Source organism: Micromonospora sp. NBC_00860 (assembly GCF_045207375.1).
GTDB lineage: Bacteria > Actinomycetota > Actinomycetes > Mycobacteriales > Micromonosporaceae > Micromonospora > Micromonospora vinacea.
The window spans coordinates 6388460-6403578 of sequence record NZ_CP108825.1 but is presented as its reverse complement, the minus strand read 5'-3'; the positions used below and the strand labels follow the sequence as shown (position 1 = coordinate 6403578).

The following is a 15119-nucleotide window of genomic DNA, read 5'->3' as shown; positions in this document are numbered from 1 at the left end:
CGCGCCAACCATGATCAACAGACTGCTCGTGGCCAACCGGGGCGAGATCGCCCGCCGGGTCTTCGCCACCTGCCGGGCGATGGGCGTGGCGACGGTCGCCGTGCACTCCGACGCGGACGCCGACGCGCCGTTCGTGGCCGAGGCCGACCAGGCGGTCCGGCTGCCGGGCGCCACGCCGGCCGAGACGTACCTGCGGGTCGACCTGATCCTGGACGCGGCCCGCCGCAGCGGCGCGGACGCCGTCCACCCCGGCTACGGGTTTCTCGCCGAGAACGCCGAGTTCGCGGCGGCGGTGACCGACGCCGGCCTGACCTGGGTCGGGCCGCCGGCCAAGGTGATCGCCGCGATGGGCGACAAGCTGGCGGCGAAGGCACTGCTCGCCGAGGCGGGCGTGCCGATGCTGCCGAGCTGGACCGACACCGACAGTGTCACGGACTTCCCGGTGCTGGTGAAGGCGTCCGCCGGCGGCGGTGGGCGGGGCATGCGGATCGTCCGGACCGCCGACGAACTGGCCGAGGCGGTCGCCTCCGCGCGCCGCGAGGCGGCTGCCGCGTTCGGCGACGGCACTGTCTTCATCGAGCGGTACGTCGAGCGCGGCCGGCACGTCGAGGTGCAGATCTTCGGTGACACCCACGGCACCGTGCAGGTGCTCGGCGTCCGGGAGTGCTCGATCCAGCGCCGACACCAGAAGATCATCGAGGAGGCTCCGGGTGATCTCCCGCCGGGGCTGCATGATCGGCTGCACGAGACGGCCATGGCTGCTGGGCGGGCGGTCGACTACGTGGGGGCCGGCACTGTCGAGTTCCTGCTGGCACCGACCGGCGAGTTCTTCTTTCTGGAGATGAACACCCGACTCCAGGTGGAGCACCCCGTCACCGAGTTGGTCACTCCGGCCGGGCTGGACCTGGTCCGGATGCAGCTGCTGGTGGCCGAGGGCGCACCGCTGCCCGCACATCACCTCTACCCGGCCACGCGCGGCTACGCCATCGAGGTACGGCTGTGCGCCGAGGAGCCGGCGCAGGGCTGGCGGCCCGCCACTGGCACCCTGCACCGCTTCGACGTGCCGGGGGTGGACCGGGAGTTCGGCTGGATCCAACGGGCGGGCCTGCGGCTCGACTCCGGCGTGGTGGCGGGCTCGGTGGTGGGGGTGCACTACGACTCGCTGCTCGCCAAGCTGATCGCCGTGGCACCGACCCGGGCCGAGGCGGCTCGGGCCCTGGCGGGTGCCCTGGCTCGGGCCGAGTTGCACGGGGTGGCAACCAACCGCGATCTGCTGGTCCGGGTGCTGCGCAGCCCGGAGTTCGCGGCGGCGGAGATCGACACCGGTTTCCTGGACCGGCACCCGGAGGTCTTCGCACCGCTCCTCCCCGCCGATCAGGTCCCACTCACCGCCCTCGCCGCCGCGCTGGCGGGTGCCGCGCACCGCCGGGCGACAGCACCGGTGCTGGGCGGGCTCCCCTCCGGCTGGCGCAACGTGCCAGCAGTCCCGCAGGTCAGCCGGTTCATCGGGCCGGGCGGCGACGAGATCGAGATCCGCTACCGCCTCGACCGGACCGGCGGGCTCGCCGACTGGTCCAGTACGTCAGTTGCCGAGGACTCCGCCGAGCGGCCGACAGCACCCACAGTGGCGCTGGTCGAGGCCACCCCGGACCGGGTGGTGCTCGACGTCGACGGAGTTCGCCGCGGGTACCGCGTACACCGGGTGGGGTCGGCTGTCTTCGTGGACGGCCCGGACGGGGCGGCGAGCCTGGCCGAGCTGCCGCGTCTCCCGCTGCCCACCGCTGCGGTGGCGGCCGGGTCGCTGCTCGCGCCGCTGCCCGGCGCGGTGACCCGGGTGCACGTCCAGGTCGGCCAGCGGGTCACCGCCGGTGATCCGCTGCTCACCCTGGAAGCGATGAAGCTGGAACATCCCGTGCTCGCCCCGATCGACGGCGTGGTCACCGAACTGCCGGTGCCGACCGGCGGTCAGGTGCAGACGGGCGCCGTGCTGGCCGTTATCGAAGAAGAGGACGCCCGATGACCTTCGACCTCACCCCTGAACAGGACCAACTGCGCGACGCCGTGCGGGCGCTCGGCCGCCGCTACGGTCACTCCTACTTCGTCGAGAAGGCGAGGGCCGGCGAACACACCACCGAACTCTGGGCGGAGGCCGGACGCCTCGGCTACCTGGGGGTCAACATCCCCACCGAGTACGGCGGCGGGGGCGGCGGCATCACCGAGCTCGCCATCGTCTGCGAGGAGTTGGCGGCGGCGGGTTGCCCGCTCCTGCTGCTGGTGGTCTCCCCCGCCATCGCGGCGACCGTCCTCAGCCGGCACGGCACCGAGGAGCAGCGCAAGCGGCACCTGCCGGGCCTCGCCGACGGCTCACAGAAGATCGTCTTCGCGATCACCGAGCCGGAGGCCGGTTCCAACTTCCACCGGCTCGGCACTGTGGCTCGCCGCGACGGCGACGGCTGGCTGCTGAACGGCCGCAAATGCTACATCTCCGGCGTCGACGAGGCCGGTCACGTGCTGGTGGTGGCCCGTGTCGCCGTCGATGACGGCCCAGCCGGCTCAGGGGATACGTCTCCGCAGCGGCTCAAGCCGGCGCTGTTCCTCGTGCCGACCGACGCGGCCGGGCTGACCCGGTCCAAGCTGGACATGGAGATCGTGTCTCCGGAGAACCAGTTCCTGCTCTACCTGGACGACGTGCGGGTGCCCGCCGACGCACTGCTCGGCGAGTCGCTGGACGCCGGGCTGCCGGCGCTCTTCGCCGGGCTCAACCCGGAGCGGATCACGGTGGCCGCGATGGGCGCCGGCACCGGCCGGTACGCCATCGAGCGGGCCAGTGAGTACACCGCCACCCGCAAGGTCTGGGGTGGCCGGACCATCGGCTCACACCAGGGGGTGTCGCATCCGCTGGCCCATGCGGCGGTGCAGGTGGAGCTGGCCCGCCTCATGATTCAGAAGGCGGCCACCCTGTACGACGCCGGCCGTGACCTGGAGGCCGGGGTGTCCGGAAACATGGCCAAGTACGCGGCCGGGGAGGCCGCCGCGCTCGCCGTGGACACCGCCGTCCAGGTGCTCGGTGGGGCCGGCATGACCACCGAGTACGGGGTGGCGACCCTGCTCGGCGCGGTCCGGGCCGGCCGGATCGCACCGGTCAGCCGCGAGATGATCCTCAACTTCGTGGCCCAACACGTCCTGGGCCAGGACAAGTCCTACTGACCCGGGCCGCCGCGTCCGCTCGGGCGTGGCGGGTCGTGGCCGCGCGCGCCCGAGCTGCATGATCGACTCGGTTTCCTTGAACCTGCGGTGTCCAAGCGCCAGCGATGCCCCGACTTCCTGAAAACCGAGTCGATCACGTGCGGGCGGCGGTCAGGCTGGGGTGCGGCAGGCGGCGTCGATGCGATGGACCGGGCGGACCCGACGACCCATGCCCTCCAACAGGGAATCCTCGACGTGGAAGTCGTGAATGCGCAGTTGGTGGCGGGGCAACTCCTCCTCGCTCGGGCAGAGCACCTGGGCGCGGACCAGATCGACAGGGACATAACGGACGCCACCCCGTTCCTGGAGGATCACCATGTTGACGTCGTCGGTGGTGACCACGTGCCCGCGTACGTCCTCGGTGGGCCCACTCTCCGGGCCGACGGTGGTGACGGTCAGCGGCAACACCGGGGTGCTGATCACCGGCACCGCCGCCCAGACCAGGGTGGCCAGCACCGCCACCTCGGTCACCGACGCCAGCGGCCGGATCACCATGCCCGGCAGCGGCCCTGCGATGAACAGCGCCAGCAGCGGGGGCACCACGATGAGCGCCAGCACCAGCCACTCGTCGCCCTGCCGCATCGCGTCGCGCATCGTGGGCAGCATCAGCCAGCCGTACCCGGCGAGAAGCGCGCCGATCAGCAGCAGCCGAGGCACGACCCGCTCGTGCAGCCGCCCGGGGTGCAGTTGGAACGCGGCCACGAACGCCGGCAGCAGCAGCGGAAGATAGAGCAACGGCCAGGTGATCAGTGCGAGCAGGAAGCTGGCCAGCACCACCCAGGCCGGGGTGATGTCGGCCCAGCGGGCGAAGAGCGGCCGGCGACGCGTGCCCGGCGGAAGCCCGTCCGCGCTGACGGCCAGCACCGCGCCCAGCGCGAAGACGGCGACCAGGCCGGTGGAGAGCAGCCGGGCCGCTGTGGTCAGGAAGCCGGCGAGCAGGTTGACCGGCCCGACGTTGGCCACCAGCAGCAGCGTGGTCTGGAGTTCACCGCCGGCCTCCACGCCGAGGCGGAGCACCGAGAAGATCGCGGGTACGCCCACCACTGCAGTCCAGAATGACTGGCTGGCCCGGGCACGCCGCTCGGCCGGATCCCAGCGGACCCGCCCGGGCTCGACGTCGACGACGACCGGCTCGGCCGGTTCGGCGACCGGCACGGCGGCCGGCCAGGAAATCTCACTCCCCACGCCGGCCACTGGACCGTCGCCGGTCGGCGGCGCCGTGGTCGTACCGTCGACTCTCGGGGCGGCGCCGCCGGGCACTGACGTGCGGGGCGGCGGGACCGGCCCGTCGCCGCCGGTGGCGGTCGGCGCCGCGCTCACTTCGCGGGCGCCTTGTCGTCGAAGTCGACGAGCTTCGGCACCTCCAGCGGCTGCGGCTGGCGCTTCTCGGCCTTCAGCCACGGGCCCAGGGTCCGGTTGTACGCGGTCTGCCAGGGTGTCGCCTGGTCATCGCGCCCCTGCTGGTAGCTCTTCTGGAGGAAGAACGCGACCAGGTCGCGCAGCGCGGGATCACCGATCGGCACTCCGATGCCCAGCAACTCGCTGGTGCCGAAGGGCATGTCGACGATCTCGAACTCCTTCGGGTGGCGGGCCAGGAAGCCGGCGAGGATCGTCTCGTCGGAGCTGACCGCGTCGTAGCGGCCCGTCCGGATGCCTGCGACGCAGTCCCCGACGGTCTTCACGACCAGCGCCTTGACCTGGTGACTGCCCAACTCGGCCTCGGAGGTGGAACCACCGCTGGTGCAGATCTTGTATTCCGGGTTGCGCAGGTCCTCAATGGTGCTGATCTTCCCCTTCAACCGGGTCGGCACCATCACCTCCTGGGTGGTGACGAAGTACGGCCCGGCGAAGCTCACCACCTTCTTGCGCTCCTCTGTGATGGAGAAGCTGGACACCACGAGGTCGACCGTCCCGCCCTGTAGCGCGGGGATCCGTTCCTCGGTGGCCACCGGGACGAACTCCAGCCGCTGGTCCCCCTCGTAGCCGAGCGAGGCCGCGATGTACCGGGCGATCTCGACGTCGAAGCCGACCGGCTTGCCGTTGCGCAACTCACTCATCAACGGCTCGTTGGTGGCGACACCGACCCGCAGCTTCGACTGGCCGTAGATGTGCGTCTCGCGCATCTTCTCCTGCACGGTGGGCAGGTCAGGTTCCTTGCGGCTGTCGCAACCGGCGGCGGCGGCGAGCACGAGGGTGAGGGCGACCGCCAGCGTCGATGCGACCGAGCGGAGCCGGGACTGCGAACTGCCTGAGTTCATGGGCGACCTCGCTGCCGGATGAGCCTGCGGGATACCGAGAGTAGCCGTTCCCGTCCAATCTGTGTGGGTGCCGTGGACCTTGTCGGGCGGGTCGCTCGGATCGATGTCGATCGGCGCGGCGGTCGGCTCTGCGGTTGACAGCGGGCTCCGTCGCGACATGCTGGACGGGTGAGCCGACTGTCCAGACCCGATGCGCGCACGGTGGCGGTGCTCGCGGCGCTGGGAGCCCTTGCGCCGCTGGTCATGCTGGTGGTGTGGCGCCGACAGGATCTACTCGGCGTGGTTCTCGCGCTGCTCTGCGTGCTCATGACGATGGTCGCCGGGGTCGCGGTCTCCGCCGCTCGGCAGGTCGACGACCCGGAGCCGGCGGACCGGTCGGCAGCCGTCGGGCCGCCCGAGTTGATGCCGTACGGGATCGACGCGGACACCCTCGACGCCCTGGACAGCCGGGACGCGTTGCGTGCGGTGCGTGACCGCCGACGCGGGTCGAACGGGCTCAGCGGCCGGTGAGCGTCGGCGCGGTGAGCGCGTCCACGCCGCGCCCCGCCAGACACCGGTAGGCCCGGTCGATGCTCCCGTCGACCGGCGGTAGTACCTCAAGGTGCCAGCCGGTCGACTCGGCGATCCCGGTGGTCAGGCGGAACGTCTTTGCGCTGCACACCTGCCGCACCGGCTCAGCGGCGGCCACCTCGTCGTAGTCGGCGCCGACCAGTGACACCGGCAGGATTCCCTCGGCGTACGTCTCCCAGGTGTGTCGGCCGGCGCAGGACAGTCGAACCGCCTCGGCGCGGCTGCCCCGGATCCGCATAGGACCGAAGCACTCCAGTTCGGGCAGGCACCGGGCGCCCTCGGGCAGGGCGGTGGGTGCACCGGTGCCCGTCGCACAGCCGGGCAGCGGCCCGGTCGCCGGTGCGGCGATCTGGGTGGCCGACGGGTACGGGGCAGGCGGTGGCGCCCGGTCGGCGACCCAGGCCCCGGCGGTCGCGGAGGCGGCGAGCGCGAGCACCCCGGCGCCGCCGAAGAGCCAGCGCCGCCAACGCCGACCGACGGGGAGAGCCCGCTGAGTGTCCTCGATGGGCGGGCGGGGAACCGGTTGGCTGGCCGCGTACGGGCCGGAGAGCGTCGCGCCACCGCTGACCGGAGCGCCGCTCACCGGTGTCGCCGGCGAGCCGAGTGGCAGGTTGGTGAGCAGGTCGTGCAACTCAAGCGCGGAGGGACGCTCGGCCGGGTCGTTGGCCATGCCGGCGCGCAGCACGTCGATCAGCTCGTCCGGCACCCCTGGAAGGGCAGGAAGCGGCTGGTTGAACATCTCCAGCACGGTGACCAGGCTCGGGTTGCGCTCGGACTGCCAGCGCGGCGGCCGGCCGTGCATCACTGCGTAGAGGGTGGCGCAGAGCGCGTACACGTCGACGGCCGGCGACGGTGGGCTGTGGCTGAACATCTCCGGCGGCGCGTACGCCGGGGTGAGCACCTCCAGGGTGACCGAGGCGTCGCGGTGCTCGGCGAGGACGGCGAGCCCGAAGTCGGCGAGCACCGCCGAGTTGAAGTGTGAGTGGAGGATGTTGGCCGGCTTCACGTCCCGGTGCAGCACCCCTGCGGCGTGCGAGTGGGCCAGCGCGTCCGCGATCTTGATGCCGAGGTCGCGGGCCTCCACCGGGCCCAGCGGCGAGGTGCGCATCCGTTCGGCGTACGAGCCGTCGCAGAGCTCCATGATCAGGTAGGGGTGCTGGTCGACGGTGACGCCCACGTCGAAGAGGTCCACCACGTGCGGGTGTGACGACATCCGTCCGGCCGCCCGCGCCTCGCGCAGGAAGCGGGCCTGATCCCGCTCGCTGTCCAGCGTCCGGTTCTCCACCTTGACGGCGACCTCGCGGCCCACGGAGATCTGGGTGGCCTGGTAGACGGTCGCGTACCCGCCCCGGGCAAAGACCCGCAAATCAGTCAGACCGGGCACGATCGGCACTGGAAGGCCGCCGGTCGGGGTGTCGGTCACCGCTCGAAAATACCCAACCCGACCGATGGCTCAGCGCACCGCGTCCGCCGGAGCCGCACCGGTGGGACCGGTACCCTCCTCGGCGACCGCAGTCGTCCCGGCACCGTCGGACGATCCGACCCGGCCGGCCGGGATGCCCCGGCGGGCATCCAGACGCAGACCGATGGCGGTGGCCACTGCCCCCAGCCCTTCCCACGCCGCCACCCCGAAGAACCGGTCGGGAGCGATGTCGGCCAGCACCGCGATGGTGAAGACGGTGAACGTGACCAGTCGGAAGACCACTGTGAACCGGTAGAACACCCGCCACTCGGTCACGGTGGCGAGCAGGTAGTACACGCCCATGTTGAAGGCCGCCATCGAGGACGCCAGCAGGAACGTCCCGGTGTGGTCACCGACGGCCCGCGTCTCCGGCACCTCGAACCCGAGCATGCGCAGCTGCGCCTCCGGCCAGAGCAGCCCGACCGCGCCCATCACCAGCGCCAACACGCCGAAGACCGCGATGGTCCAGCCCGCGATGGATCGCGGCAGCTTCATGAACGGCCTCCCCAGGCACGGCGACGGTCACCACTGTGGACCCGTACGCGGTGGTGACACGCTAGCCGCTCACCCCGACCACCACATCCCCAGAACCGGCAAAACCTGGACGTTAGACCAGGGCGGCCAGGCGGGCGCGGAGGGCGTCGGCTGCCGCGCGTTCGCTGCGCTGCTCGGTGGCGTACGCCAGACGGACCGCCTCCTCCGCGCAGGACACCGCCTCCGCCGGACGCCCACAGGCGGCCAACGCCTCGGCCAGCACACTCGCCGCGATCACCTGGCTGCGCACGTCCTCGGCCGGTGCGGTGACCGCTCGGCGGGCCCAGTCCAACGCCTGCTCCCGCTGACCGTGCGCGAGCAGCGCCGCAGCGTACTGGGCCATTGTCTGGCGGCGGGAGAAGAGCAGCGACGGCGCGTTCGCGGCGGCCGTCGCCACCGGGGCGAGCAGCCCGACCGCTGTCGCCGAGTCGCCGGCGGCGAGACGGGCCGTCGCCAGCAACACCCGGGGCGCCACCTGCGCCGGGGCCTGCGGATTGTGCGGCTCCACAGCGGTCAGCACCGCGCGGGCCACCCGCTCGGCCGTCTCGCAGTCACCCATGTCCAACGCGACGAAGCCGCGCAGTGTGCCGGCCATCCCGGTGAGCAGCGGATGCGAGGTGCGCTCCGCGTACGCCAGGGCGTCGGTGAGCAGGTCCGCCGCGTGCTCCGGCTCGCCCAACCCGCGCGCCACCACCGCCCGGACCACCAGGGCGAACCCGCGGCCCCAGTCGTCGGAGGCGGCGGCGAACTCCCGGTACGCCCGCCGGGCCTCCCGGTCCGCCTCGGCCAGGTCACCCAGTTCGGCGGTGGCGAACGCCGCCACCGCGCGCAACGTTCCCACCGCCCACGCCTCACCGACCCGCTCGCCGAACGGCAGGAACACCTGCGCCATCCGACACGCCTCGCGCAGTCGGCCGGCGAGCAGCCGGGCGAACGCCGTGGTGCCGCGCAGCCAGGCCCGGCCGTACGGGTCCTTCAACTCGGCGAAGAGCCGGGCCGCCCGGCCGAGCACCGCGTCGGTGCCGGCGAAGTCGCCCCGGGTGGTGGTCACCCAGGCCAGGTTCTGCAGGGACCACGCCTGCCCGCGTCGGTCCTGCGCGCCGAGGCTGACCTGGTACGCGGCCGCCAACCGGCTGCTCGCCTGACTCAGCCGGCCCGCCACGAAGTCGGCCATGCCAAGCCGGCGCATCGCCGTGGCGCGCTGCGTGGGCAGCCGCCCCTCGGTGGCCACCTGCAACGCCTCCTGCCAGGCGGTCACCGCCCGACCCTGATCGCCGAGGGTCTCCTGGGCCTGCCCCGCCAGCAGCAGGGCGCTGACCCGGGTGACCTCGTCCCCCGCGTTCGCGGCGATCTTCTCGGCGTACGCCAACGCGTCGGTGACCCGGCCGACCTGGAGCAACGCCCGCGCGTGCACCACCCGATCGGCTGCCGGCACCCCGTCGCGGGCCAGTTCGGTGGCGCGCTCGGCGTACTCCACGGCCATCGCCGGCTCGCCGGCGGAGAGCGACCGGCGGGCGGCCCGGCCGAGCGCGGCGACGCCCAGCGGAACCACCGCCCGGGCCGGCGCGTCCGGGCGCAGCTTCACCGCGTCGGCGAGCCTGGCGGCCCGCTCGACGTGCGTCGCCACGAAGTCGTCCCGGGCCTCGTCGGTGAACCCGCCCACAGTGCCGGCCGTGGTCTCGTCCACCGGCGCCGCCCAGCGGGCCAACGCGGCGTGCCGCTCGGCCAACTCGGCCTTGCTCACCCCGGCGTACGCGGCCTCCCGCATGAGCGGTGTCGCGAACGAGTAGCCGGCACGCGAACGGTGCAGCATGCGGCGTTGCAGCAACTCCTCGACCGCCCGGTCGAGCTCGACGGCGACCACCGCGGACGGCCGGCCGTCACGACCGCTCCGCTGCTCCCGCATCGCCTCCAGCGCGCCGATCGGCACCGTGTCACCGGTGACCGCCGCGTCGCGCAGCACCGACCGGGCGTCCGGCGGCAGGGCGTCGATGCGGGCCGCCAGCACGGCGGCGAGGTCCCGGGAGAGCAGCCGGCTTCCCAGCGAACCCGGCACCAACCGCCAACCGGCCTGCCCGCTCTGCTCCCGCTCGGCGGAGCCGGACCGATCCACCGCGGCACCACGGGTCGAGGCGGCACCGCGCACTGATTCGGTGGTGAGCGCCCCGCGTTCGATAAGCAGGGTGACCAGCTCAGCCAGGTAGAACGGATTGCCCTGCGCGGTCGCGAGCAACCGGTCGGTGTCGGCCTGCGGCAGCTTGCCGCCGCCGAGGTAACTCGTGAGCAGCCGGGCCGCATCGGCACCGCGCAGCGGCGGCAGCGAATGCACCTCGGCGTCCGCGACCCGGGTCAGCGCGCCAGCGGTACGCACCAACTCGGGGCGGCCGAGCAGCAGCACCAGCACCGGGCCGGTGAGCCTGGACAGGGTCAACCCGAGGGCACTGATCGTCTCGGCGGTGGCATCGTGCAGGTCGTCCACCACGATCACCAGCGGCGCCTCCGAGGCGAGCCCGCTGAGCAGGTCGGCGACCGCGTTCGGCACCACCTCGGCATCCGCGGCCGGAGTGCCCGAGCCGCCCCACTCGCCGCTGTCGGTGCCGCCGTGCGCCGGGAGTTCGGCGTAGCCGAGCAGGGCGAGCAGCTGTTCCGTGGCGATCGGCGCGGTCTCCGCACCCGAGCGGGCGAGCCGCTGCCCGAGCCGGCGCAGCCGCTCCTCCACCGCCGGGCGGGTCAGCGCGGTGGACGCGTCGCTGGGCAGCCCGACGGCGGCCCGCACCAGGTCGGCCAGGGGCGCGAGCCGTCGCCGCTCACCGAACGCGGCACAGCGCACCGAGAGCACCCGGGCCCCGGTGTGCGCCGCGTACCGGCCAGCGCCGACGTCGTACCCGGCGGCGAGGCGTTCCACCTCGGCGGCGAACCGGGACTTGCCGATGCCCGCCTCGGCGGTCATCAGCAGCACCCGCGGGTCGCCCTGGTCGATCACCTCGGCGAGCCGGCCGGCGACCCGACCGATCTCCGTCTCCCGGCCGACGTACGGCGCCTCGTCGCCGAGCCCCGAGCGGGTGCCCGGCGCGTCCAGCAGGCCCAGCAGCTCGTACGCCTCGACCGGTTCACGCTTGCCCTTGAGCCGCAGCGGGCGCAACGCCCGCCAGGAGGAGACGTGCCTGGTGGCCGCGGCGGTGCGCCCCCCGGCGTAGACGGCCCCGACCGCGGCGGCGTCGGCGAGCCGGGCCGCGGTGTTCACAGTGTCGCCGATGACCGTGTATTCGATGGCGGCCTGGATGCCCGCGATGACGTCGCCGGTGTTCAGCCCGACCCGCAGCCCGAGCGGCGCGCCGCCGCCCCGCTCGTCGTCGAGCACCCGGCGGACGGCCCGCTGCATGGACAGGGCGGCCCGGACGGCGCGTTCGGCGTCGTCCTCGTGCGCAACCGGGGCGCCGAAGACCGCCATGATGCCGTCACCGGTCAGCTTGTCGACGTGCCCGCCGAACGTCTTCACCGCACCGGCGAGGGCGGCGAGCACCCGGTCGGTGACCGCGCCGACGCGTTCCGGGTCGAGGTCCTCCGACCAGGAGGTGAACTCGGAGAGGTCACCGAAGAGCACGGTGACCACCCGGCGCTCGGCCGCCGGCAACGTGGCGGCGGCCGGCAGCGCGGCGCCACAGTTGTGGCAGAACCGCGCGCCGGGAACGGCAACGGTTCCACACACGGGGCAGGTCACATGTGCTCCAACCCACTGACCCCGGGCGCGGATTCCCCGGTGTCGACGCCCAGATACTCGAGCTGGGCACGGACCGACCATTCCGCCGCCCACCAGAGTGAGCGGTCCACGTCCGCGTAGACCGTCGCCACCACGTCGGCGGGGGTGTGGGCGCCGGCGGCGACCGCCGCCCGGACCTGGTCGAGCCGGGCCCGGCGGTGGGCGAGGTAGAAATCGGCGGCGGCGGCGCAGTCGGCCAGCGCCGGGCCGTGTCCGGGCAGCGCCGGAATCCCCCGGTACGCGGACAGCAGCTCGAGGCTGGTCAGGTAGTCACCCAGGTGCCCGTCGGGGTGGGCGACGACTGTGGTGCCCCGGCCGAGGATGGTGTCACCGGTGAGCACCACCCGCTCGTCGTCGTGCCCGACCAGGAAGCAGACGGAGTCGGCGGTGTGCCCCGGCGTCGGCAACAGACTGATGTGCAGACCGAGGTCACCGAAGCCCTCGCCCGGCCCGGTCAACGGCTCGGCGCCGATGGTGTGCGCCGGGTCGACGGCGCGGACGGGCGTCCCGCCGAGCAGCTCGCTCAGGCGGGCGGCACCCTCGGTGTGGTCGGGGTGGCCGTGGGTGATCAGGATCAGCCCGATCGGGCCGTGCTCGGCGATCCGGGTCAGGTGCCCCTCGTCCGCCGGCCCCGGGTCGACCACGATGGCGTACTCGGCTGCCGGGGCGCGCAGTACCCAGGTGTTGGTGCCGTCGAGGGTCATCGGCCCCGGGTTCGGCGCACGCAGCAGTGAAACCCAGCGGGGTAACTCGTCGGCAAGCGCCGCCACCGCCCCCGTTACGTGCCCGCTCATGGCTGCGATCGTACGACCCCGCCCGCCACACCCCACGATCTTGCACTTGCGGCCCCTGATTCATCCCCGTTCAGGGCTTTCGTCCGGGCCGGAAGTGCAAGATCGCGGGGCGATGGGGACGGGTCAGGCGACCTCGACGATCAGCTCGATCTCCACCGGGGCATCGAGGGGTAACTCGGCCACGCCCACCGCGCTGCGCGCGTGGCGGCCGGCCTCCCCGAAGACGGTGCCGAAGAGGTCGGAGGCACCGTTGATCACGGCGGGCTGACCGGTGAAGCCGGGCGCGGAGGCCACGAAACCGGTCACCTTGACCACCTTGACCACGTTCTCCAGGCCGACCAGCGAGTCGACAGCGGCCAGCGCGTTGAGCGCGCAGCGCTGGGCCAGATCCTTCGCCTGGTCGGCGGAGATCCCGGCGCCGACCTTGCCGGTCGCGAGCAGCTTGCCCTCGGCCATCGGCAGCTGGCCGGAAACGTACACGTGTTGACCGGACTGCACGGCCGGGACGTAGCTGGCCACCGGCGGTACGACCTCGGGCAGGTCGAGACCGAGCTCGGCGAGTTTCGCGTGCGGACCGTTGCTCACCGCGCCACCTCGTGGTTCGCGACTGCGGGGCTCCGCTTCGCTGCACTCCTCGCGCTCACGCCTTCGGCCGCTTCAGGTAGGCGACCAGCTGGTCCGGATTCGGGCCGGGGACCACGGCGACGAGCTCCCACCCGTCCTCGCCCCAGTTGTCGAGGATCTGCTTGGTCGCGTGGACCAGCAGCGGGACCGTGGAGTATTCCCACTTCTGCATCGCTGAAGGGCTCCCTCTCGGTGCGGAATTGTTCGAGGGACAGCCTACGGTCCGCTGCCCGGACGAGGTACGGGACGCTGCTCCGGCGCGGCCGGCAGCTCCCCGCAGCGCCCTTCGTGCTCGTACCCCTGGGGGCAGCGGGACCGGTCGGGCAGCAGCAGGTCACAGAAGACCCGGTGCCGGTTGTTCTGGTCGTCGGCGTTGGACACGGTGGTCTCGCCGGCGTCCAACTCGGGCAGGAAGCCCAGGGACACCGCCACCCGCCCGGCCAGCACTGTCGCCGCCGCCAGATTCGGCACCCGGATCGGCAGGTGGATCACGAAGCCCGGCTCGTCGTCCTCGCGGGTCCGCTCGGCGGGCTGGCTCGGCACCCGGGCCGTCTCCGACTGCTCCGGCATCCGGCGGTACGACCGTTCGTTGATCGGCTGGTTGGTGACCTGCCCGCCGGGCTCGACCACGGACCCGGGCCGGCGGGGCCGGTCGTTCGTCGGGAACTGGGTGCGAGGGATGTTGTCCGCGTCGCGCATGCACTGCCTCCGGTCGTACCTCTCGGACCATGCTTCCGACCCGGACCCATTCGTCCGTTCCGGCCCCCGCACCGGGACGAAGGTAGGTCTGTGGCCGCAGTCCCGCCAACAGGACGCGCACAACAGGTCACCAACAGTCACATATGCGACACACCGCAGGTCGGGGGCCCGACACCGGAACCGACGCCGGTACCACTCACCGGATCGCCGGGCCTCCCGGCCGGCAGGGGCGATACCTACCCGGTCATCGACCGCTACCCTTCCGGTCGGACGGTCGCGCTGCGCCCGGCCGCCCGCTCGATCACGCTCGGCGCCAGGGGTGGCGGCGGGCGCCGCACCCCTGGGGGAACGACATGACCCACCCGCCCAGCGGCGACCAGGCCGGCACACCCGCTCACCCGCCGGCCCACCCGGATCCCGCGGGCCAGTCCGGCGTGCCGGCCATCCCCAGCCAGCCAACCCCCGCCCCGCCGCCCGGGCAGCTCGCTCTTCCCGCCTCCCCCGCCCAGCCGGCGCTCCCCGCCGCCCCCAGCCCACCGGCCTTCCCCGGGCAGTCGACCGGCCCCGGGCAGTCGGCGTTTCCCGGGCAGCCCGGCGGTGCCGGGCAGCCGGAAGGGTCCGGCGGCAGCACCTCGGCCGCCACGCCGACGCAGCCGGGCGCCCCGAACCCCTCGTCGATCCCTCCGGCCCCGCCGGCCTACCCGCCCTACCAGGGCTCCCCCGAACCGAAGAAGAAGCGCGGCCTGCTGATCGCGGCGATCGCCCTGATCGTGATCATGGTGCTCTGCGTGGGTGGCGGTGTGGTGGCCTTCCTGACCCTGCGCAACGCCGAGACCGGCCAGGGCGCCAAGGAGCCGGCGATCGCCGTCGACGAGTTCCTCACAGCGGTCTACAAGGACCGCGACGCGACGGCGGCGGCCGGTAGGGTCTGCGCCGCCTCCCGCGACGACGACAAGATCGCCGCGAAGGTGGCCGAGGTGGGGAAGTACGCCTCCACGTACCAGAACCCGCGTTTCCGGTGGACCACCCCGAAGGTGGACAACCAGACCGGGGACCGGGCCACCGTCTCCACCCGGCTCACCATGACCACCGCCGACGAGAAGGTCGCCGACCAGGAGTTGCGATTCACTGTGGTGCAGAAGACGGGTTGGTGGGTCTGCGAGGTCGCCTGA

13 protein-coding genes are annotated in these 15119 nt (G+C 72.9%); 4 read left to right on the top strand and 9 right to left on the bottom strand.

Annotation, left to right across the window (positions count from 1 at the left end):
* Positions 1-10 precede the first annotated feature (10 nt).
* Together OH804_RS29530 and OH804_RS29525 are read left to right on the top strand one after the other, a co-directional pair.
* On the top strand, positions 11-2020 hold the full coding sequence (locus OH804_RS29530) for a biotin carboxylase N-terminal domain-containing protein (protein ID WP_406060864.1): 2010 nt from the start codon (positions 11-13) through the stop codon (positions 2018-2020).
* Entirely contained in the window at positions 2017-3207 is a 1191-nt protein-coding gene (locus OH804_RS29525) for an acyl-CoA dehydrogenase family protein (RefSeq protein WP_196920140.1), read from the top strand. The genes OH804_RS29530 and OH804_RS29525 overlap by 4 nt, the downstream gene beginning before the upstream one ends.
* 150 nt (positions 3208-3357) lie before the next feature.
* On the opposite strand, the gene OH804_RS29520 is transcribed toward OH804_RS29525, so the two are convergent.
* Positions 3358-4566, bottom strand: coding sequence for a hypothetical protein (locus OH804_RS29520; RefSeq protein WP_406060862.1), 1209 nt, complete (start codon positions 4564-4566; stop codon positions 3358-3360).
* On the bottom strand, positions 4563-5504 hold the full coding sequence (locus OH804_RS29515; RefSeq protein ID WP_406060860.1) for a transporter substrate-binding domain-containing protein: 942 nt from the start codon (positions 5502-5504) through the stop codon (positions 4563-4565). The genes OH804_RS29520 and OH804_RS29515 overlap by 4 nt, the downstream gene beginning before the upstream one ends.
* Positions 5505-5672: 168 nt before the next feature.
* On the opposite strand from OH804_RS29515, the gene OH804_RS29510 reads away from it, so the two are divergent.
* Entirely contained in the window at positions 5673-6014 is a 342-nt protein-coding gene (locus OH804_RS29510) for a hypothetical protein (protein WP_196920143.1), read from the top strand.
* On the opposite strand, the gene OH804_RS29505 is transcribed toward OH804_RS29510, so the two are convergent.
* The 7 genes from OH804_RS29505 to OH804_RS29475 form a co-directional block, all read right to left on the bottom strand.
* Positions 6001-7497 carry a serine/threonine-protein kinase gene (locus OH804_RS29505; RefSeq protein WP_406060858.1) on the bottom strand — a complete coding sequence of 499 codons (1497 nt, stop codon included), beginning with the start codon at positions 7495-7497 and terminating at the stop codon, positions 6001-6003. The two genes, OH804_RS29510 and OH804_RS29505, sit on opposite strands and share 14 nt — an antisense overlap.
* Positions 7498-7527: 30 nt before the next feature.
* Complete coding sequence (locus tag OH804_RS29500) at positions 7528-8031, bottom strand: hypothetical protein (RefSeq protein ID WP_196920145.1); 504 nt, start codon at positions 8029-8031, stop codon at positions 7528-7530.
* 112 nt (positions 8032-8143) lie between these two features.
* Entirely contained in the window at positions 8144-11791 is a 3648-nt protein-coding gene (locus OH804_RS29495; RefSeq protein ID WP_406060856.1) for an adenylate/guanylate cyclase domain-containing protein, read from the bottom strand.
* Positions 11788-12624 (bottom strand): MBL fold metallo-hydrolase, encoded by an 837-nt coding sequence (locus OH804_RS29490; RefSeq protein WP_406060854.1) that lies wholly within the window; start codon positions 12622-12624, stop codon positions 11788-11790. The genes OH804_RS29495 and OH804_RS29490 overlap by 4 nt, the downstream gene beginning before the upstream one ends.
* 123 nt (positions 12625-12747) lie before the next feature.
* Positions 12748-13209, bottom strand: a complete 462-nt coding sequence (locus OH804_RS29485; RefSeq protein WP_112677298.1) for a RidA family protein — start codon at positions 13207-13209, stop codon at positions 12748-12750.
* A gap of 55 nt (positions 13210-13264) precedes the next feature.
* Entirely contained in the window at positions 13265-13420 is a 156-nt protein-coding gene (locus tag OH804_RS29480) for a DUF4177 domain-containing protein (protein ID WP_007466198.1), read from the bottom strand.
* A gap of 44 nt (positions 13421-13464) precedes the next feature.
* Positions 13465-13947, bottom strand: a complete 483-nt coding sequence (locus OH804_RS29475) for a hypothetical protein (protein ID WP_406060852.1) — start codon at positions 13945-13947, stop codon at positions 13465-13467.
* A 443-nt stretch (positions 13948-14390) separates the two neighbouring features.
* Between OH804_RS29475 and OH804_RS29470 the strand changes: the two genes are divergently transcribed.
* Positions 14391-15119, top strand: coding sequence for a hypothetical protein (locus tag OH804_RS29470; protein WP_406066720.1), 729 nt, complete (start codon positions 14391-14393; stop codon positions 15117-15119).

Coding starts and splice junctions, on each gene's coding strand:
- OH804_RS29475 (WP_406060852.1), bottom strand. CDS start 13,947: ATGCGCGACGCGGACAACATCCCTCGCACCCAGTTCCCGACGAACGAC.
- OH804_RS29490 (WP_406060854.1), bottom strand. CDS start 12,624: ATGAGCGGGCACGTAACGGGGGCGGTGGCGGCGCTTGCCGACGAGTTA.
- OH804_RS29530 (WP_406060864.1), top strand. CDS start 11: ATGATCAACAGACTGCTCGTGGCCAACCGGGGCGAGATCGCCCGCCGG.
- OH804_RS29480 (WP_007466198.1), bottom strand. CDS start 13,420: ATGCAGAAGTGGGAATACTCCACGGTCCCGCTGCTGGTCCACGCGACC.
- OH804_RS29500 (WP_196920145.1), bottom strand. CDS start 8,031: ATGAAGCTGCCGCGATCCATCGCGGGCTGGACCATCGCGGTCTTCGGC.
- OH804_RS29515 (WP_406060860.1), bottom strand. CDS start 5,504: ATGAACTCAGGCAGTTCGCAGTCCCGGCTCCGCTCGGTCGCATCGACG.
- OH804_RS29525 (WP_196920140.1), top strand. CDS start 2,017: ATGACCTTCGACCTCACCCCTGAACAGGACCAACTGCGCGACGCCGTG.